The sequence below is a fragment of the Bacillus sp. FSL K6-2865 genome, from assembly GCF_040311405.1.
Lineage (GTDB): Bacteria > Bacillota > Bacilli > Bacillales > Bacillaceae > Bacillus > Bacillus velezensis.
In genome coordinates, this window is the sequence record NZ_CP152036.1 from 3926187 (window position 1) to 3946571 (window position 20385).

Genomic DNA, 20385 nt, shown 5'->3' on the forward strand with positions numbered 1-20385 from the left:
TTACTTTTTATATCGGTTATGCGTCATAAATTGTTACATCAAAAAAGCCGGACATCCAGCTGTCCGGCTTTGCGTTATGAGCGGATTCTGATTTCTGTTTCACTGTCAAAAAAGTGAGCTTTATTCATGTCGAAAGCGACGGTCAATTCCTCACCGGCACGTATGTCATGGCGGGCGTCAATCCGGGCGATAAAATCCTGATCCCCGATCCGGGAATAAACCATAATTTCTGACCCGAGCAATTCCGCGACATTGATTTTAGCTGTGATGGATGACTTCTTATAGGATTCTACCACAATCAGCTCATCATGTATGTCTTCCGGGCGGATGCCGAAGATAACATCTTTGCCGGCATACCCTTTTTCCCGGAGCATTTTCATTTTCCCTTCCGGCACGCTGAGAGCGGCTGAACCGATCTGAATGGCGCCGTCCGTCAGCTTTCCTTTGAAAAAGTTCATCGCTGGGGAGCCGATAAACCCGCCGACAAATACGTTTTCGGGATGTTCATACACGTCTTTCGGTGTGCCGATCTGCTGAATTTTTCCGTCCTTCATGACTACGATGCGTGTCGCCATCGTCAGTGCTTCTGTTTGGTCGTGCGTCACATAGATTGTGGTTGTTTGCAGCCTTTGGTGGAGCTTAATAATTTCTGCCCGCATCTGCACCCGAAGCTTTGCGTCCAGATTTGACAGCGGCTCATCCATTAAGAACACTTTGGCGTCCCTGACAATCGCCCGGCCTAATGCAACCCGCTGCCGCTGCCCGCCGGAGAGCGCCTTCGGTTTGCGGTGCAGATACTCTGTGAGCCCAAGCATTTTCGCCGCTTCTTCGACCCGTTTTTTTATCTCAGGTTTCGGCATCTTCCTCAGCTTCAGACCGAAAGCGATATTATCATAGACCGTCATGTGCGGATATAACGCATAGTTTTGAAACACCATGGCGATATCCCTGTCTTTAGGAGCGATATCATTCACTCTCGTGTCACCGATATAGAAATCGCCCTTCGTAATGTCTTCCAGCCCGGCAACCATCCGCAATGTTGTCGACTTGCCGCACCCCGACGGACCGACAAACACGATAAACTCTTTATCTTGAATATGAAGGTTAAAATCATCGACAGCCGCTTCTTTTTGATCGTAATACTTATAAATATGCTCCAGCCGAAGTTCCGCCATGTCATCTCCTCCTTTTTGTAAACGCTTTCTTAAATAGGATTGTAACAGCGTCACACGGCGGCGGATATAGGCAATGTTCATAAAAAAAGTCCGCTGCCTTCGTGCACATTTCCCATTTAATGTGATTTTTCATACTGCAGACAAATGAAATAAGCCAACAGGGCGCCCCGATATGTCTTAATATCAATACCCGAGCGTTCCGCAAATTTATCAATCCGATATTGAAGACTGTTGCGGTGCAAATGCAGTCTTTTCGATGTGAGCGACATGTTCGAGTTATGTTCAATAAAAGTCTGAATCGTATGCTTCAGCTCCGGTTCTTTCTGAAACAGCAGCACCGCTTCTTCGTGAAGCAAGGCTGAGAGCTTTTCTCTGCTTTCTTCCGTGAGCATGGCCGGAAATACCGTTTCCGCGGTCAGCGTGCTCAGCTGCGGGAGATAACGCCGGCCAATCTGACAATATTGCTGTTCTCTCCGATAATGAAGGCGCAGACGTTCTCCCGCGCCGTAATACCTTCCGATGAAAAAACGGACACTGAAATAAAAATCGCCTTCGAGAATCTTCACAAAAGATGCGATGTCATCCGAATCTGGCGCTTCCAGCTTTTCTTCCTCCACAATCACGCCCTGATCCCTTCCCGTCCGGACAACTGTATATGAAACCGGCCAGAAATGGCGCAGCGCTTCGGTAAATGCCCCCCAGTCCCGTTCTCCCAATAAGTCATAATGGATAAAACGGACACGCGGCTCCTTGACATCAGGCACCGGGCCTTCTTCCAGCAGAAAACGCCGCCACCTCTTTGCTGCCGCCGTCTCCGGAAAAAAATCGCCTTTTTCTTCAGCGGGCGTCAAAAGTGATTCCAGAAGCAGTTTCTCCTTCGGGGTGATATCCTCCTTCGGAATGGCGACATAGACCCGCCTTTTCTCATCATAAAAGCAAAAGACATCCTCCGCCGTACAGCACGTATCAGACAACACAGCCCTCGGGTAAATTGCCAATAACGGGTTCATATGCGCTCCTCTCTATCGCTCTATCATATTTTCAGTATAAAACGTCCGGCCGATTGTATCCACTTCGTTTTAAGAAACAGCTTTCAGGCTATTTCCCGGGAAACGGATCATAACCGCTTCTGCCGGCATAAGAAAAAAACCCTCCGCGCCGGCAGAGGGTTCCTTTTTATTTAGAGATATCGACGAAGCCTTCACCAAAGACGTCACGCACATCATGAACAATGACAAACGCTTTTGTATCACAGCTTTTAATAATTTTTTTGAGCATGGAAAGCTCTTGTTTCTGGATGACGATATATAAAATTTCCTTCGACTGCCCCGTGTAATTTCCTTTACCCGACAGCAGCGTAACCCCTCTGTCCATAAGCGTGTTGACCTGTTCGGCGATTTCGTGCTTATGCTCAGATATAATCGTCACCGCTTTTTTCGTATTCAGGCCTTCAATGATAAAGTCCATCACCTTCGTTCCGATGTACAGCATGACAATGGTAAACATCATTTTTTCTGCACCGATGATGAAATAAGAACTGAAGACGACAATCAGATCAAAGAACAAAAGCGCATAGCTGATATTCCAATCGAGATATTTGTTCGCAATCCTCGCCAAAATGGCAGAACCCGCAGTCGTGCCTCCGACTCGAATAATGATCCCGATTCCGACACCGGCAAACACACCCGCAAAAATAGTATTAATAATGAGTTCATGTGAAGGCGAGTGCCAATCATGCGTCAGATGCAGAAACAGTGAGTTGGCGACAACGGTAATGATCGTATAAAGCGTTGTTTTTCCGTCTAAAAATTTATATCCGATAATCAATAAGATCCCGTTCAAAATGATATTCGTCACCCCGGGCGACCATTCAAACACATAGTACAAGATCAGGGTGATTCCCGTTACCCCGCCCTCTCCAAGATCATTCGGAATGGCGAATAAATTAACGGCCAAAGCAAAGATAAAAGCCCCAATAATCAGCATCAGCACATCCAGCAATCTCTTTTTCATCCCAGACACTCCCTTTATATAAAATCAAAAAAGCCCGGGAGAGCACTCTTCATTAAAAGAGCAGAAACTCCCGGGCTTTTATCCCAACGTGTCACAGCAGGAACCTGCTGTGTGTTTTCTCTCGGTCCAGACCAATTCAGCATTGCGGAACCCTAGAAAACCACTGTTTTTTATGTTCAGTTTTTGTATATCTTTCAAGATTATACGGGAAATCACGAACATGTTCAACCACTCTTTTTTCAATAAACGTATAAAAAATATGAACGATCTGCCGATACTAAAAAAGGCACTAAAATACATGACTAAAAAATCATTAAAATACTTTTTTTCTCAAAATATTATTGACTATAGGTTATTTTACAGGCATTATAGTATGTAGTTTTCAAGAAATAGTTTACATAGGAGGAAATATTATGGCAGGCAACCTGGTGTCTTGTAAGGCATGCGGCAAAGAAATCGCTAAAGGCGTTAAAAAATGCCCAAACTGCGGTAAAGATCAGAGAAACTTTTTTATGAGACATAAAATTATCACATTGCTTCTGGCAGTAGTGGTTATTATCATTCTCGTAAACATCGGCGGCGGAGGCGGATCTTCATCATCTAAAACCGCGTCTTCAAAAGCTGCGGAATCCAAGGAAAAACTGTATAACATCGGTGACACTGTTAAGACTGAAAAAACAGAAGTTACTGTTACGAAAGTGGAAAAAAGAGATTCAGTAGGCTCTCAATTTGTCGAGAAAAAAGCATCTGACGGCGGCGTTATCGTAGCTGTTCAATACACAGTTAAAAATGTTTCAAACAAGCCGTTAAGCTCTTTCTCCATTCCAAGAGCGAAATTAGTAGATTCTAAAGGAACATCCTATGATTCAGATATTGATGCTTCTTCAAGCTATGCAACAGAAACAAAAGTAGACAACAGTAAAATTTTAAGTGACTTGAACCCGAACATTAAAGTTACGGACGTAAAAGCTTTTGAAGTTGATAAAAACGCATACTCTAAAGGCACTTGGAAATTAAAGTTCAGCAACGATGTTGAAGTGAAAATTAAATAATGACCGTAATAAAAGAGACCTTCACCATTTGAAGGTCTCTTTCTTTTTATACCTTTTGGTACCCGTTCACATTGGAGGACTGCCACTTCCAAGAGTCGGCGCACATGTCTTCAAGCCCGCGCTTTGCTTCCCAGCCTAATTCAGCCTTCGCTTTTGCCGGGTCTGCGAAGCATGCGGCGATGTCTCCCGGGCGCCGGTCGGCAAAACGGTACGGCACTTCTTTTCCTGATACTTTTTCAAACGCCTTGACCATCTCAAGAACGCTGTAGCCTTTTCCCGTGCCGAGATTATAGGCATCCGCGCCTGTTGTGTTCAGCACCTTCTCAAGCGCTCTGACGTGGCCCTCGGCAAGGTCAACGACATGGATGTAATCCCGCACGCCGGTGCCGTCCTTTGTCGGATAATCATTGCCGAACACCTGCAATTGCTCAAGCTTGCCGACAGCGACTTGGGCGACGTACGGCATTAAATTATTCGGGATGCCGTTCGGGTCTTCTCCGATCCGCCCGCTCGGGTGCGCGCCGAACGGATTAAAGTAACGGAGCAGCGCAATGCTCCATTCAGAGTCCGCTTTATGCAGATCGCGTAAAATCTGTTCCAGCATCAGCTTTGTCTGCCCGTAAGGATTGGTCGCGCTTAATGGAAAATCCTCAGTGATCGGCGTTGTTTCCGGAACGCCGTAAACCGTCGCTGAAGAACTGAAGACGATTTTTTTCACACCGTGTGCCTGCATGGCTTCACATAAAATAAACGTTCCTGTCAGATTATTATGATAATAACGGAGCGGAACAGCCACAGACTCACCGACGGCTTTTAATCCCGCAAAATGAATGACGGCTTCAATCTCATTTTCAGCAAACACCCGGTGAACGGCATCACGGTCAAGGATATCCGCCTCATAAAACACAAGCCCTTTTCCGGTAATGTCTTTCACACGCTCCAATGCTTCCGGTGAACTATTTGACAGATTATCCAGAACCACGATGTCATAGCCGCCGTTTAACAGCTCGACACATGTGTGGCTTCCGATATAACCCGCTCCGCCTGTCACTAAAATCGCCATGAAGAAAGCCTCCTCTATTGAATGAATTGACCATATTATATCGGTTTTTTCTTCCTCAATCATCCATTTCCAAAAAGTTTAATCGTTTAGTCATCGTTTCTTCATAATTTATTTTCATTCGTGTAAAACACAGAGCCCTCGATTCAAACGGGTTGTGAAATAGAAATCCCTCCCCCGCGCATGGTAAGATAAGACAAAGGAGATGACGGTATGAAAAATGAAATCATTGAACGCTTTACCTCTTATGTAAAAGTCGATACACAGTCTGACGAAAACAATGAAAACTGCCCTTCAACCCCCGGCCAGCTGACATTGGCCAACATGCTGGCAGATGAATTAAAGTCGATCGGCATGACAGAAATCACAGTCGATGACAATGGGTACGTCATGGCGACTCTGCCGGCGAATACGGATAAAGACGTGCCGACTGTCGGTTTTCTGGCTCACGTGGACACCGCGACCGATTTTACCGGAAAAAATGTGAATCCTCAGATTATTGAGAGCTACGACGGACATGATATCGTTTTAAATGACAAACTCAATGTCGTCCTGTCGCCTGAGCAATTCCCGGAGCTCTCCCGCTATAAAGGCCAGACGCTGATCACAACAGACGGCACGACGCTGCTCGGAGCCGACAACAAAGCGGGAATTGCCGAAATCATGACGGCAATGGCGTACTTGATCAAACATCCGGACATCAAACACGGAACGATCCGGGTCGCGTTCACGCCCGATGAAGAAATCGGCAGAGGCCCTCACAAATTCGATGTCGGCCGCTTCAACGCCGCATTCGCCTACACGATAGACGGAGGCCCACTCGGCGAACTGCAATATGAAAGCTTTAACGCAGCAGCCGCAAAGCTTACTTGTTACGGAAAAAGCGTCCACCCGGGAACGGCGAAAAACAAAATGGTCAACGCTTCAAAAATCGCGATGGAATTTCATCACGCGCTGCCGAAAGAAGAAGCGCCGGAATATACGGAAGGGTATGAAGGCTTCTATCATTTACTTTCCATGAACGGAGACGTTTCTGAAGCCGCCCTGTCGTACATCATCAGAGACTTTGACAGAGACCGCTTTGCAGAACGAAAAGAATATATGCAGAAAACCGCCGATGCGCTGGCGGCCAAATACGGCAAGGAAAGCATCAAGCTTGAACTGCGTGATCAATATTACAACATGAGAGAAAAAATCGAACCGGTCAAAGAGATAGTCGATGTCGCCTATCAAGCCATGAAAAACCTCGACATCGAACCGATTATCGAACCGATCCGGGGCGGAACCGACGGATCACAGCTCTCTTACATGGGGCTGCCGACACCGAACATTTTTACGGGCGGCCAAAACTTCCACGGAAAATATGAATACATTTCCGTCGATCATATGGAAAAGGCGGTAAACGTCATTGTTGAAATCGCCAGGCTCTTTGAAGAGCGCGCTTAAAACCAAAGCCCCCTGCTTTGGTTTTTTTCTTTCACATGAAACCTTTCCTTCTTTCTTTCCGTATATAAGGTATGAAATGGAAAGAAGGAGTGAAGACTATGGCAAGAGGGACTGTAGCGAAAGAATTGAAAAAAACCTTAAAAGACCCGCGTATTCTGGAGACGAAATCAAACCCTTTTAAAAAACTGCGGAAAATGTTCAAACGATTTTTTTAAGATAACATCTCGTTTTCTTTAAAAAAATAAAGAAAGCGCTGTCATCCTGCAGTCATCTGTTAGAAGCAGTTATTTTGCATATTATAAGATTTTTTAGGGTACTGAATAACACAAGGCAAACGAAAACACTGAAGTAGTTAATTTGATGCTTACAAAAAATAGTAAAAAAGTTATATAAACGATCATCATTCATCAGCCGATACAATCTATAGAACCACAACAAGAGCAAAACTTCTTCAACCCATAGTCATTTTTACGGAAAATGACGTTATTTTTTAAAAAAGTGACAATTGTTTGAATACTTTTCGTTTGTTTTTTCGTACAATAATAATACCAAAACTTTTTTTGGGAGGTATGTAAAATGATGCTACTTATTTTTGCTGCTTTGACAGGGTATCTTGTTTTCTCTTTCAGTAAGGACAACCGCCGGAAAACGCCAAAGACAAGCCCGCTGGTGACAGCTGCCGACACGAATAACATCATTGATTTAAATGCGATCCGTCAAAAACGCCGGATGCCGCTATCATAAAAACGACAGCTGCCGCAAAATCGGCAGCCTTTTTTTATGCACCCGGCCGATATGAAACCAACCGCCTCCTTTTTTCGTACAACATAAAAAAGGAGTTTTTTTATGTACCATTTTTACATCAAAGAGCGAATGTTTACGTTTAAGAATCGTTTTCAAGTGTTTCTTGAAAGCGGAAAAGAAGTCTACAATGTTGAAGGAAAGCTGTTTTCATTCGGTGATGAACTGAAGCTGACTGATTTGGACGGCCGCACGCACGCCAGCGTCAATCAGAAACTGATGTCGTTCGTTCCCCGTTACGAGATTTCCGTCAGCGGCAAACCCGTCTGCCAAGTCATCAAGAAAGTCACGCTTTTCAAACCGAAATTTGAAATTTCCGGACTCGGCTGGGATCTTACCGGCGATGTGTGGGGCCGGAATTTTCAAGTGACAGACGGAAAATCAAACCGGATGACTGTCACCAAATCATGGATGAGCTGGGGCGATTCCTATCATTTGCAGATTGAAAAGGAAGAGGATATCGTTCTTTGTCTCGCGATCGCCATTGTGATAGATATGATTCTATTTGAGGGTGACAAATAAAAATATTTATCGAAATATATTGACAATATGAGAAAACATACTAAGATTAATAGTAATACAGTTTATTCTGAAAAATAGCATATTTCCTTATCAAGAGAGGTGGAGGGACTGGCCCTATGATACCCGGCAACCGCTGTTCAGCAGAATGGTGCTAAATCCTGAAGATAAGGTTGAGATTTGCGGACGCAAGCTCTTCCCTATCCGAGGGAAGAGTTTTTTTATATTTCATCAGGAAAGAAGGAATCGTTCATGTCACAGCAAAACACAGAACAACCATTGCATACGCTTCTAAGAAAAAACCCGCCGTTTCGCGCGGATCAAGTCGGAAGCCTGCTGCGGCCGGCGGCTGTGAAGCAAGCCCGCCTGCAAAGAGCGGCGGGTGAGATTTCGGCAGAACAGCTGCGCGAAATCGAAAACAAAGAAATCATCCGCAGTGTGAAAAAGCAGAAAGAAACCGGCCTCAATGTCGTGACTGACGGCGAATTCCGCCGTGCCTGGTGGCATTTTGATTTTCTCGAAAATTTAGACGGCGTCGAAGCGTTTACGCCTGAAAGCGGCATTCAGTTTCACAACGTACAGACGAAAGCGCGCGGCATTAAAGTAACGGGAGACATTGATTTTTCTCAGCATCCGATGCTCGAAGATTATAAATTCCTGCACAGCATTGCCGGCGATGCTGTTCCGAAAATGACCATCCCAAGTCCGAATATGCTGTTTTTCCGCGGAAAATTGGAAAAAGCGTCCTACCAGAATGATTACAAACAATTTCAGCACGATGTGTCAAAAGCGTATAAAAAAGCGATTCAAGCTTTCTATGACGCCGGGTGCCGCTACCTTCAGCTCGATGACACCGCATGGGCCGTTTTCTTATCAGAAGCGGGGCTTCGTCAGATTGAAGCTTTCGGCACGACGCCGGATGAGCTGCGCAAGCTGTTTGCCGCTTCCATTAATGACGCCATCAAGGACCGCCCTGACGATCTGAAGGTTACGATGCATATCTGCCGCGGCAACTTCCAATCCACATGGACGGCTGAAGGCGGCTATGATGCAGCGGCTGAAACGATTTTTGACGGGCTTGACCTTGACGGATTGTTCCTGGAATATGATGATTCCCGCTCCGGCGGCTTTGAACCGCTCCGTTATGTCAAACGCTCTGATCTTCAGCTTGTGCTTGGTTTGATTACGTCGAAACACGGCGAACTTGAAGACAAGGACGCGATTAAACGCCGGATTGAAGAAGCTTCACAATATGTCAGCCTGGACCAGCTTTGCCTCAGCCCGCAATGCGGATTCGCCTCCACTGAGGAAGGAAACCTGATCACAGAAGAACAGCAATGGGCAAAACTGCGCCATGTCGTCAACATTGCCGGTGAAGTCTGGAAATAAAAAAAGACACGCGATCAGCGTGTCTTTTCCGTTTTACAGCGGACCGGTTCCGATTAAAATATCGATATCTATCGTGACAGCAGCCTCTTTCCGGCTGATAAACCGCCGGATGCTGTCATCAGTACATTTCCATGTTAAGGGCGTCATTTTCACAAGCCGCTCGAGGTCAGGCTGCGATAAGGTCTTCGTGTAACACAGCCGTTTGCGCTCAAAGGTTTGAAAGCCCGCTTGGAATCGTCCGGCCGCAGAATCGCCGGTGTCATTCCGCCGAGGGCTGTCTCCGAAGAAGAATTCCCTTACTTCCTTCAAATAATCACGCCGCGGCACCGCTTTAATGACTGTGCCGCCCTTTCGTAAAAGCCTGCTGCATTCCTTGTAATTCCAAGGTGATAAAACAGACATCACGACATCAAAACAGCTGTCGGCAAACGGCGCATCCGCCACATCAGCGACGGCAAACACCCTATGATTCCCGAAGGCCTTTGCGGCATGCAGCACACCTTCTTTCGAGAGATCAATGCCGATTCCCGTCACGGAAAAAGCAGGCTGAAGCAATTTGCATACGGCGGCTAAATGAGACCCTTCTCCGCACCCCGCATCCAATATCGCCGCTGATGTTTGCGGAGATTGAATATGGGTGATGATGGCAGCAATCTCCTTTTGAACCGGCGCAAAAAATTCCCGGCTGTCAAAAAGCTCGCGTCTCGCTTCGAACAGTTGCCTGTCATAGCGGGTTTTGACCGATTTATTGAGGAAATTCACATATCCTTGTTTTGATATATCAAATGTATGCCCCTGTCCGCAAATCAAGCTTCGGTATTGTGAGACCGCCATGGCCGACCGGCATAGCGGACACCTGAACACGGACTGGCATGATTGCAGTAATTCCGCGCGTTTTCTTTTTATAGACGTCAAAAAAACACCTCATTCATTCGTTATTCCGATGAAATGAAAAAGGCATAGACAAATAAACCTTGCCGAATTGGAAGGTTTAACCTATTCATCTATACCTCTCATTATCTGTAACGAATGAACTGGATGATCACGAAAATGACCCCTTTTCTGCCGTCTTTTGAAGGCTGTGCCCTCAGATCCATTTTATCAGCTGCATCCCGTCTTTACAATGAACCGGAACGGTTTTCAGGGGTTTTTTATACCTTTATTATCCAATTACCATGAACATCCTTTATTTTCTTTATTTATAATATAAATTTATTATTTTGAAAATATCTAAAAAGGTTGATTTTCAAAAATTGAAACGATAAAATACTGCTATCTCATGTAATATCGTTATTCTTGTATATGATCAGTAATATGGTCTGATTGTTTCTACCTAGTGCCGTAAAAGACTAGACTACAAGAAAGTTTGCATAAATTTGAACGAGTGAAAAGCATATGACGCTGTATTCTTTTCTTTTGGCTCTTATTTATCACACTTTCTGGCTTTCAGGAATTTGTGACGAATAAGAGTTTTTTTTATTTCCATAATACCCTTATAGGAGTTGCTCACATGTACTTTTTATTGAACATTGTCGGTCTCATTGTTGTCATGGCTGTTGTTTTCTTATGCTCTCCCAACAAGAAGAAGATTAAATGGCGTCCGATTGTCATGCTCCTCGTCTTTGAGTTTCTGATTACTTGGTTTATGTTAGGGACAAAAGTCGGCGGCTTTGTCATCGGGAAGATCGGCGCGTTCTTTACATGGCTGATTTCCTGCGCCAGTCAAGGGATTGCGTTCGCTTTTCCGTCTGTCATGGCCAATTCGACGGTTGATTTTTTCTTCAGCGCATTGCTGCCGATTATCTTCGTCGTGACCTTCTTTGATATGCTGTCGTATTTCGGTATTCTGCCGTGGCTCATTGATAAAATCGGCTGGCTGATTTCTAAAATATCCCGTCTGCCGAAGCTGGAGAGCTTTTTCTCCATCCAGATGATGTTTTTAGGAAATACGGAAGCTTTAGCCGTCATCCGCCAGCAGCTTGCCGCCGTCAGCAACAATCGGCTTTTGACATTCGGGCTGATGAGCATGAGCAGCATCAGCGGCTCGATCATCGGATCATACTTGACGATGGTTCCGTCCACTTATGTGTTTACAGCCATCCCGCTGAATTGCTTAAACGCGCTTTTAATCGCCAATATGCTGAATCCCGTGGACGTTTCTAAAGAGGATGATATTATTTACGTTCCTTCAAAAGCGGAGAAAAAAGACTTCTTCTCCACGATTTCTAACAGTATGCTTGTCGGCATGAACATGGTCATTGTCATTTTAGCGATGGTAATCGGCTATGTGGCGTTAACGGCCGCGTTAAACGGCGTACTCGGGCTGTTCATGCACGGGTTGACCATTCAAAAGATTTTCTCATACATCTTCAGTCCGTTTGCCTTCCTTCTCGGGTTAGGTGTACATGACGCGATGTATGTCGCACAGCTGATGGGCATCAAGCTCGCGACGAATGAATTTGTGGCAATGGCCGATCTGAAAGGGCAGCTGAATTCACTTCCGCCGCACACGATTGCCGTGGCTACGACATTCCTGACATCATTCGCAAACTTCAGCACCATCGGTATGATCTACGGATCTTATCAATCTCTGCTTGATGGTGAAAAATCAGCCATCATCGGAAAAAACGTCTGGAAGCTGCTTGTCAGCGGAATTGCCGTTTCCTTATTGAGCGCGGCGATTGTCGGATTGTTTGTCTGGTAATAGAAAAAGCGATACCGCTCCGTTTTGGAGTGATATCGCTTTTTTTTATTGATAGACGGATGCAGGTACGAAAACGTCCCGGATTCCTGCCGCGTACGGCCCGAGATCATATTGTCCGAACACAACGGCAATGCCGTTTTTCGTAAAGAAGAAAGGTCTTTCATTATTCAGGATGATCTCCTGTTTTTTAACGTCCTGATCGAACAGATCGTCATGTTTCTTGATGTAGCCGTAAAGATAGTCTCTCGTTTTGTTAGCTTTCGTTTTTGTATTCAGCACATTATCGAGTGTGACCCGTTTTTTTGCGGCCAAGTCGTAATTAAAGGTCTGAACGGATGTCAGCCCGTGTGCGCCGCCTGTGTAACTGTAGTCTTCCGTCTGAATGCTGAGCTTGCCGTCTTGATTATACTTCACCTTGAAATCTGTTTGGTATTCCGCTTTGTAGCCTTGTTTTTCACCGTCTTTTTTGTTTTTCACATATTCTTGGTACGATTGTTCAATATAGCGCTTGAAGTCCTGATTGATTTTCTTTTCAAAAGATGCGTTTCCCGTATTTGTGACCTCGGGGTATGTCAGCTGCTTTACATGCTTATACGTATGGCTTTTGACAACGGGCTTTGCGGTTTGCGCGGCCTCGGCTGAAGGCGCGAAACCTCCGAACGGCGCGGCTGTCAGCACGGTTAAGAGCACGGCCGCCATCGTTTTGAATGCCTTTTTCATCATAACTCCTCCTTTTCATTACCGTTCCCTTTTTGAAAACGGGTTACACTCTATAGACAGCGCGGATCAGGAAATTGTTTCTGGGCCTTCTTTCACATTTTCTCCATGAAAAAAAGAGACATGGAAAATCCACGCCTCTTTTACCGTGAAGGTCTTTGCGCAATGGCTTCATAAACGGCTTCCGCCAAATCGGAGTTGCCGAACATCTCCAAAACACCGATAACGGTTTGATCAGGAATCGGTTCTGATTCCTCCTTCGGCACGACAAGCTCTTCAGCCGTTTTTCGCAGCTCTTCGTTTAAAGGCTGTCCGGGATAAGCCTTGCTGTAAATGGCCATCGGATCAAGGTCATGATTGACGCACCACTGGGCAAACACCAAAATCATCATGTTTTCGTCACGCCGGTAATATTCTTCAAGTTGTTTTTCGGTAAACGGCTTCACTATCATTCGCTCCTCCAGAAAATCTACCCCTAAGATACACAAACACAGAGCGGAAGTAAACCAAAGATCATTTCACCATCAGTCAGAACCCTTTAAATAATGCAATGCCCTGACTCTCTAAAACTGTTGTCTGAATGTCCCGGACAGCGGAAGATACGGATTTGCACGGAAGCCATTTTCGTTTTCTCCCAATATTAATGCTTCGTTCAGATATTTCACTTTCACAAGGAAAAAGCGCCCCTCTCATAAAAGGCGCTTTTTCATTCTTATATGTTTCTGTCCCAATGCCGATGCTCAGCCACGGCCTTCAGAAATTGTTCATGGTTTCCGTCCGGAACAAGGCCGGGGCTGTTTTCGGTTCCGGCGGCGAGGGCGAGAAGTTCTTTTCCTTCACCGGAGGCGCCGATCGCTTTGTAATGGCTGAAAGCTTCGCTGACGAAGTCTCTGGCCGATTTTTGGGCTTTGAGGCTGTCTGTGCTTTGTTTACCGCCCGGAATGAAAACAGCGTCGTACAGGACGGAATCCGCTGTCAGGAAAGTGGCTGACGCTTTCAGCTCCGTACCGTTTTCCCCCTTGACGGTTCCCAGCGCGGGGCTGATGATATCGGCTCTGACTCCCGCCTGTTTGCATGCCTCAAGCACTTGTTTGACTTTCTCATCAGAAAACCCGTGGTCGGTTAACACCGCGACCTGCCTTGTCGCTGCCGTTTTCACCGTGTTTTCCTGGCTTAAGGCCGGGGAAGTGAACGTTTCATCAGATTCACGGTCCTTCGGCGGCGGGTTCACGCCGATTCCTTTCGCAACACGCTCGGCAAGCCCGGCGTCGACGTGACTGAAGACATCAACCACCTGCTGCTGCACGTCCTTGCTGTTCACTTTTCCGACTTCAAAACAGAACGCGGAGATGATATGTTCTTTCTCGGCGGGAGACATGCTGTTCCAGAACATCTTCGCCTGAGAAAAATAGTCATTGAAGCTCTCGCTGCGCTGGCGGATTTTTCTGCCTTCTACTTTTTCCTGGTAATGAACGTATCCGCCTTCTTCTTCTGAAGCCGGCGACGGATCATTGTTCTGCAGGGAATTTTTATGATAGGCGACGGGACCCTTATTAATCGTCATCCGGTGGTAGCCGTCGTATTGGTTGTTATGGAACGGGCAGACCGGCCGGTTGATCGGAATCTCGTGAAAATTCGGCCCGCCAAGACGGATGAGCTGTGTATCCGTATAAGAGAAAAGCCGGCCTTGAAGAAGCGGATCATTGGTGAAATCAATGCCCGGCACGACATTTCCCGGGTGAAAGGCGACCTGTTCCGTTTCCGCAAAGACATTGTCCTGATTGCGGTCAAGGGTCATTTTTCCGATCAGCTTGACGGGAACCAACTCCTCCGGCCACAGCTTCGTCGGATCAAGGATATCGAAATCAAACTTAAATTCATCTTCTTCGTCAATCATCTGAACACCGAGCTCATACTCGACTTTGCCGCCGTTTTCAATCGTTTCCCACAGGTCGCGGCGGTTGAAATCGGCATCTTTCCCGGCAATTTTCTGCGCTTCATCCCATACGAGGGAATGAACGCCGAGCACGGGCTTCCAGTGGAATTTTACAAAGCGCGCTTTTCCTTTCTCGTTGATGAAACGGAACGTATGCACGCCGAAGCCCTCCATCATCCGATAGCTTCGCGGGATGCCGCGGTCAGACATCGTCCACATGACCATGTGAGCCGACTCAGGGTTATTAGCGACAAAATCCCAGAACGTATCATGAGCCGTCGCAGCCTGCGGCATTTCATTGTGCGGTTCCGGTTTTATGGCGTGAACGAGATCCGGGAATTTGATCGCGTCCTGAATGAAGAACACCGGAATATTGTTTCCGACGAGGTCATAGTTCCCTTCTTCAGTATAAAACTTCGTCGCAAATCCCCTGGCGTCACGGACGGTGTCGGCTGACCCCTTGGAACCCGCCACTGTTGAGAAACGGACGAAAACAGGCGTTTTGACGGACGGGTCCTGCAAAAATTTCGCCCGTGTATATTCCGTCATCGGTTCGTACACCTGAAAATGCCCATGAACGCCGTACCCGCGCGCATGAACGACCCGTTCCGGAATCCGCTCGTGGTCAAAGTGCGTCATTTTTTCACGAAAATGAAAATCCTCCATCAGCGTGGGGCCGCGGACGCCCGCTTTTAAAGAATGTTCATCCTCAGACACGCGAAGCCCCTGATTGGTCGTCATTTTTTTGCCGCTGTTATCAGACCGGTACTGCTCCAGCTGTTCGTCCTTTGAGTGTTCATTTACTCGTTTGTTTTGATCATCACTCATGTCAGTTCCCCCTTTTAAAACGAAACATTCTACAGCACATTTACCCGCGGCGTTCTTCATATAAACTGCTGATCCGCTCATTAGGATTTTAGGTCTGTATTTACATATGCGGTCATACACATTTTGAAATAAGCCATTTTCACAGAAATAAATTGTGAAAGCGCTTACCTAAATAGCTGTTGAACAGGGGAGGTCATATCGTGCTTGCCATACTCGGTTTTGTGATGATGATTGTCTTTATGTACCTTATTATGTCTAACCGGCTTTCCGCTCTTATTGCTTTGATTGTCGTTCCAGTTGTGTTTGCCCTGATCAGCGGATTTGGCAAAGATCTCGGCGAGATGATGATTCAAGGCGTTACAGACCTCGCTCCTACCGGGATCATGCTGTTATTCGCCATCCTGTATTTCGGCATTATGATTGACTCAGGTCTGTTTGATCCCCTCATTGCCAAAATTCTATCGCTTGTCAAAGGGGATCCGTTAAAAATCGCCATCGGCACAGCGGTTCTGACGATGACCATTTCGCTGGACGGAGATGGGACAACAACGTATATGATTACGATTGCGGCAATGCTGCCCCTTTACAAACGGCTCGGCATGAACCGTTTGGTGTTGGCGGGGATCGCGATGCTCGGTTCGGGCGTCATGAATATTATTCCGTGGGGCGGGCCGACGGCGAGGGTTTTGGCTTCCTTGAAATTGGACACGTCGGAAGTCTTTACGCCGCTGATTCCCGCTATGATTGCCGGCGTTCTCTGGGTGATCGCCGTTGCTTATCTCCTCGGAAAAAAAGAACGGAAGCGGCTCGGTGTCATTTCAATTGAACACGCGCCGTCTTCTGATCCGGAGGCGGCGCCGCTGAAGCGTCCCGCTCTCCAATGGTTCAACCTGATGCTCACTGTCGCCCTGATGGCCGCGCTGATCACCAGCCTGCTTCCCATCCCTGTTCTTTTTATGATCGCGTTCGCCATCGCCTTGATGATCAACTATCCAAATGTCAAAGAGCAGCAGAAACGGATTTCAGCGCATGCGGGTAATGCGTTAAACGTTGTCTCAATGGTGTTTGCGGCAGGCATATTCACAGGCATTCTCTCCGGCACAAAAATGGTGGATGCGATGGCGCATTCTCTCGTTTCCCTCATCCCTGATGCCATGGGCCCGCACCTGCCGTTGATCACTGCGATTGCCAGCATGCCTTTCACCTTTTTCATGTCAAATGACGCCTTTTACTTCGGTGTGCTTCCCATCATCGCCGAAGCCGCTTCCGCTTACGGAATAGACGCCGCTGAAATCGGAAGAGCCTCCTTGCTGGGCCAGCCGGTGCATCTGCTCAGCCCGCTTGTGCCATCCACCTATCTATTGGTCGGAATGGCGGGCGTCAGCTTTGGCGATCATCAAAAATTCACCATCAAATGGGCCGTGGGGACAACGATTGTGATGACGATTGCGGCGCTTTTGATTGGGATTATTTCGTTTTAATTAAAAAAGGATTTCCGCCAGCGGAAATCCTTTTCTGTACATTATTTTTTTGTATAGCGCACCCAGTCATAATGAGCGTATAGCGGATTTACACCATTGTAGGAACCGAGCCAGTCATCGACACCTATCCCATTCCACAAGTTCATCATGATCTTTCCCGGGTTTGTCGGGATTTGGCTTGTCGCAGTATGTTTTAATTGCCCATCGACATACCATTTAATAGAGTTTGGCTGCCAATCGAACGCATACGTATGATAGGCATTGGCCGCGTCAAATCCGAGATCCGCAACCTTCTCATGGTTTCCCGCGCCATTTGTATAATAGTTAAATTGAACCTTTGTCGTGTCTTTTCCTAAAAATTCGATATCAATCTCATCCCAAGGAGTGCCATCCGTTGGACCTGTATAAGTGAAGAACGATGAAACGATCCCTGTGTTTTTAGCCGGTTTCATTCTGACTTCATAAAGTCCATAGCCATAGGTTTGAACGGAGCGGTTCTCCCCGCAGTCAAACTTGTTATAAGACGGGCTTGTCAGCGCCAAACGCATTTCACCTGATGACGTCATTGATACATTATTTGCACGCCACGTGCAGTTGAACATATCTCCATTGGAATAACCATTTGCTTTTTGCCATAATCCGGAGTTATAGCTGTTAAAAGGTTCAAAAAACGATCCGCCTGTTTGAGCTGATGCAGTAGAAGTGATCGCACACAAACTCAAAAACAATCCAGTGACAAGAAGCAGCAGCACTCGTTTCATACGATAAAACATGTCGGCATTCCCCTTTCTTTGAAAACGATTTCTTTATCGATCATACATGATTCTGTTAAAAGGGGACATCGGTCAGAATAATGATAATAATGAATCTTAAAAAAACCTAAATTACCATCAGCACAAACAGAAATGATCAGCGCTCATTGTAATTTAGGTTTTGCCTGCTTATCAGTAACAATCCTAACAAGATCATATGTGAATGAAGAAAAAAATGCCAACGCTTTCATTATGCTTATTTGACTACCCTTTCTATGTGAATCGTTAAATACAGCAGCTCGTCACTGGTGAGCTTGTGCTTATACGCCCTCTCAATGCATGTTTGGATTTTCTTCGTGCATTCATACGCCCGATGGTACTTTTCTTTCACAGTCTCCAGCAAAAAATCGTCCTGGCTTTCCATATGTGTGCCGTTAAAAAGACGCTGTGCGAAAAACTTTAAGTGGGTGACAAACCGATAATAGTGAAGTGATTCCTCGTTGAAGTCAATCTTAAAATGGTATTTTACGATACTCAAAATCTCTTGCATGACTTTTGTAATGTTGATGATATTGGGCATCTCTTCATTCAGCTCGGCATTGACAATATGCAGCGCAATAAAGCCTGCTTCATCCTCCGGCAGAGACACGCCAGTCTTGTTTTTTACCATGGCCAACGCTTGTTTGCCGATTGCAAATTCGTCTTTGTACAGCCGTTTCGTTTCCCACAGTAAGGCGTTTTTGATATCCAGCCCTTTCTTATTGCGCTGGATCGCAAAGTTAATATGGTCGGTCAGCGACACATAGATGCTGTCATTGAGCTTTTTGCCGAGCTGTAATTTCGCATAGCTGATAATCTCTTCGGATACTTCCATACATTCGATCGGGATATCATACAAAAGGGTTTTGAACTTTTCGGATACATCTTTGTTATCGAGCGTGAACACTTTCTCAATGCGGGCTTCATCTACCGGGTCTCCCGTTTTCTTTTGAAAAGCAATGCCCCGGCCCATGATAACCAATTCCTGATTGCCTTCTTTGAGCACACTGACGACATTATTATTAATGACTTTCGCAATCTTCAATTCTGTCTCCCTCCCGCCTGACCATTTACCTGCTACACCTTGATTTTACATCCTTTTTGAACTAGGTCAATATCTCCATGTCAATCAGAAAACGCCGTTCAGAAATCATTGTCCAACGATGAGGCAGCGGCGCATATAATGCAGAGAACCGGTTTTTGGGAAGGAGCGTGTGTGATGAAACGGTTTTCGAAAGAAGAAAGCAGCTGGATGCTGTATGATTGGGCCAATTCAGCTTACTCGGTCATTATTATGACGGCGGTATTCCCCTTGTTTTTTAAAGCCGCGGCGGCGGAATACGGTGTCAGCGCGGCTGATTCTACCGCTTATTTGGGCTATACGATTGCCGCCGCGACTTTTATTTTAGCGATGCTCGGCCCCGTCTTAGGAACGATTGCCGACTACAAAGGATGCAAGAAACGGTTTTTTGCCTTCTTTTTTCTGATCGGTGTGGCGGGCACCGCCGCGCTGGCTTTGATTCCCGGCGAATCTTGGATGCTGTTATTAATTTGTTATACGATTTCCACGATCGGCTTTGCCGGGTCTAATGTGTTTTATGATGCGTTTCTCGTTGATGTGGCCGCAAAGGAGCGGATGAATATGGTGTCCGCCAGAGGGTTTGGGCTGGGCTATATCGGCAGTACGATCCCTTTTCTCCTCAGCATTGCCGTGATTCTTTCAGCTCAAGCGGAGGTGATTCCGCTGTCCGCCCAGGCTGCCGGCCGCATTGCCTTTTTGATTACGGCGGCATGGTGGGGGCTGTTTTCGATCCCGCTCCTTCTCCGCGTCCGCCAGCGCTATTATATCGAGAGGGAGCCGCGGCTTGTAATCAGCAGTTTTAAACGGCTGGCCGGCACGCTGAAGCAGATCAGGAAGCACCGGGCGCTGTTTTTGTTTCTGCTCGCCTATTTCTTCTATATCGACGGGGTCGGCACCATCATTACAATGTCCACGTCATACGGGGCTGACCTCGGCATCAGCGCGGCAAATCTGCTGATTGTTTTATTTGTCACACAGGTCGTCGCCGCGCCTTTTTCGATTTTGTACGGACGGCTGGCCGAACGGTTTAAGGGAAAAACGATGCTTTATGCCGGAATCGGCGTGTATATGATTGTCTGCACGTATGCTTATTTTATGGATTCCGCTTTTGATTTCTGGGTTTTGGCTATGCTTGTCGCCACTTCCCAAGGAGGTATTCAGGCGCTGAGCCGCTCTTACTTTGCAAAGCTTGTCCCCAAACAGAACGCCAATGAGTTTTTCGGCTTTTATAATATCTTCGGCAAGTTCGCTTCGATTATCGGCCCTCTTTTGATTGCCGTCACCGCCCAGCTGACCGGGAATTCGTCAGCCGCCGTGTTCAGCCTGATCATTTTGTTTGTAATCGGGATTGGCATCCTTGCGTTTGTCCCCGAGGAGACGGCGTAAAAAAAG

The 20385-nt window shown here is 46.4% G+C and carries 18 protein-coding genes and 3 riboswitches; of the genes, 8 read left to right on the forward strand and 10 right to left on the reverse strand.

From position 1 onward, the window contains the following. Positions 1 to 74 precede the first annotated feature (74 nt). The 3 genes from ugpC to NYE42_RS19405 form a co-directional block, all read right to left on the reverse strand. On the reverse strand, positions 75 to 1175 hold the full coding sequence (gene ugpC / locus NYE42_RS19395) for a sn-glycerol-3-phosphate ABC transporter ATP-binding protein UgpC (RefSeq protein ID WP_095352556.1): 1101 nt from the start codon (positions 1173 to 1175) through the stop codon (positions 75 to 77). Between the two features lie 116 nt (positions 1176 to 1291). Further along, positions 1292 to 2185: a helix-turn-helix domain-containing protein gene (locus NYE42_RS19400; protein ID WP_151280904.1), complete on the reverse strand. Its 894-nt coding sequence runs from the start codon at positions 2183 to 2185 to the stop codon at positions 1292 to 1294. 166 nt (positions 2186 to 2351) lie between these two features. Then, the gene (locus NYE42_RS19405; protein WP_003150818.1) at positions 2352 to 3188 is read right to left on the reverse strand and encodes a YitT family protein; all 837 of its coding nucleotides are present in this window, start codon (positions 3186 to 3188) and stop codon (positions 2352 to 2354) included. A 65-nt stretch (positions 3189 to 3253) separates the two neighbouring features. Next, positions 3254 to 3355: riboswitch (guanidine-I (ykkC/yxkD leader) on the reverse strand. Positions 3356 to 3700: 345 nt separating this feature from the next. On the opposite strand from NYE42_RS19405, the gene NYE42_RS19410 reads away from it, so the two are divergent. Further along, positions 3701 to 4240 (forward strand): DUF4352 domain-containing protein, encoded by a 540-nt coding sequence (locus tag NYE42_RS19410; RefSeq protein WP_119834765.1) that lies wholly within the window; start codon positions 3701 to 3703, stop codon positions 4238 to 4240. A gap of 46 nt (positions 4241 to 4286) precedes the next feature. Here the strand turns inward: NYE42_RS19410 and galE are convergent, their stop codons facing one another. Then, positions 4287 to 5303 (reverse strand): UDP-glucose 4-epimerase GalE, encoded by a 1017-nt coding sequence (gene galE / locus NYE42_RS19415; protein WP_352426658.1) that lies wholly within the window; start codon positions 5301 to 5303, stop codon positions 4287 to 4289. 210 nt (positions 5304 to 5513) lie between these two features. On the opposite strand from galE, the gene pepT reads away from it, so the two are divergent. The 4 genes from pepT to NYE42_RS19435 all read left to right on the forward strand — a co-directional run bounded on the left by pepT (position 5514) and on the right by NYE42_RS19435 (position 9455). After that, on the forward strand, positions 5514 to 6746 hold the full coding sequence (gene pepT / locus NYE42_RS19420) for a peptidase T (protein WP_014419238.1): 1233 nt from the start codon (positions 5514 to 5516) through the stop codon (positions 6744 to 6746). 576 nt (positions 6747 to 7322) lie between these two features. Continuing rightward, positions 7323 to 7490, forward strand: a complete 168-nt coding sequence (locus NYE42_RS19425) for a hypothetical protein (protein WP_003150808.1) — start codon at positions 7323 to 7325, stop codon at positions 7488 to 7490. Between the two features lie 102 nt (positions 7491 to 7592). Beyond that, on the forward strand, positions 7593 to 8069 hold the full coding sequence (locus NYE42_RS19430; RefSeq protein WP_095352531.1) for an LURP-one-related family protein: 477 nt from the start codon (positions 7593 to 7595) through the stop codon (positions 8067 to 8069). A gap of 84 nt (positions 8070 to 8153) precedes the next feature. Beyond that, positions 8154 to 8240: riboswitch (SAM riboswitch) on the forward strand. Positions 8241 to 8318: 78 nt separating this feature from the next. Further along, positions 8319 to 9455 (forward strand): 5-methyltetrahydropteroyltriglutamate--homocysteine S-methyltransferase, encoded by a 1137-nt coding sequence (locus tag NYE42_RS19435; protein WP_015418525.1) that lies wholly within the window; start codon positions 8319 to 8321, stop codon positions 9453 to 9455. 33 nt (positions 9456 to 9488) lie between these two features. On the opposite strand, the gene NYE42_RS19440 is transcribed toward NYE42_RS19435, so the two are convergent. Then, positions 9489 to 10370 (reverse strand): methyltransferase domain-containing protein, encoded by an 882-nt coding sequence (locus tag NYE42_RS19440; RefSeq protein WP_327941829.1) that lies wholly within the window; start codon positions 10368 to 10370, stop codon positions 9489 to 9491. Positions 10371 to 10731: 361 nt separating this feature from the next. Next, a riboswitch (purine riboswitch) is annotated at positions 10732 to 10832 on the forward strand. 133 nt (positions 10833 to 10965) lie between these two features. Here NYE42_RS19440 and NYE42_RS19445 point away from each other — a divergent pair. Beyond that, entirely contained in the window at positions 10966 to 12159 is a 1194-nt protein-coding gene (locus NYE42_RS19445; RefSeq protein WP_136803218.1) for a NupC/NupG family nucleoside CNT transporter, read from the forward strand. Between the two features lie 45 nt (positions 12160 to 12204). On the opposite strand, the gene NYE42_RS19450 is transcribed toward NYE42_RS19445, so the two are convergent. The 3 genes from NYE42_RS19450 to NYE42_RS19460 all read right to left on the reverse strand — a co-directional run bounded on the left by NYE42_RS19450 (position 12205) and on the right by NYE42_RS19460 (position 15640). Further along, the gene (locus NYE42_RS19450) at positions 12205 to 12879 is read right to left on the reverse strand and encodes a DUF3298 and DUF4163 domain-containing protein (RefSeq protein ID WP_136803217.1); all 675 of its coding nucleotides are present in this window, start codon (positions 12877 to 12879) and stop codon (positions 12205 to 12207) included. A 140-nt stretch (positions 12880 to 13019) separates the two neighbouring features. Continuing rightward, a complete protein-coding gene (locus tag NYE42_RS19455; protein WP_015418528.1) occupies positions 13020 to 13328 on the reverse strand; it encodes a hypothetical protein in 309 nt (102 codons plus the stop codon). 260 nt (positions 13329 to 13588) lie between these two features. Further along, positions 13589 to 15640 carry a catalase gene (locus tag NYE42_RS19460; protein WP_342497142.1) on the reverse strand — a complete coding sequence of 684 codons (2052 nt, stop codon included), beginning with the start codon at positions 15638 to 15640 and terminating at the stop codon, positions 13589 to 13591. A gap of 200 nt (positions 15641 to 15840) precedes the next feature. Here NYE42_RS19460 and citH point away from each other — a divergent pair, with 200 nt between their 5' ends. Next, positions 15841 to 17121 (forward strand): citrate transporter CitH, encoded by a 1281-nt coding sequence (gene citH / locus NYE42_RS19465; RefSeq protein ID WP_007407781.1) that lies wholly within the window; start codon positions 15841 to 15843, stop codon positions 17119 to 17121. Positions 17122 to 17162: 41 nt separating this feature from the next. Here the strand turns inward: citH and NYE42_RS19470 are convergent, their stop codons facing one another. Together NYE42_RS19470 and licT are read right to left on the reverse strand one after the other, a co-directional pair. Next, on the reverse strand, positions 17163 to 17894 hold the full coding sequence (locus tag NYE42_RS19470) for a glycoside hydrolase family 16 protein (protein WP_007407782.1): 732 nt from the start codon (positions 17892 to 17894) through the stop codon (positions 17163 to 17165). A gap of 235 nt (positions 17895 to 18129) precedes the next feature. Then, entirely contained in the window at positions 18130 to 18957 is an 828-nt protein-coding gene (gene licT / locus NYE42_RS19475; protein WP_025285501.1) for a BglG family transcription antiterminator LicT, read from the reverse strand. A gap of 171 nt (positions 18958 to 19128) precedes the next feature. Here licT and NYE42_RS19480 point away from each other — a divergent pair, with 171 nt between their 5' ends. Next, positions 19129 to 20379 (forward strand): MFS transporter, encoded by a 1251-nt coding sequence (locus NYE42_RS19480; RefSeq protein WP_352426659.1) that lies wholly within the window; start codon positions 19129 to 19131, stop codon positions 20377 to 20379. The last annotated feature ends 6 nt before the right edge of the window (positions 20380 to 20385 follow it).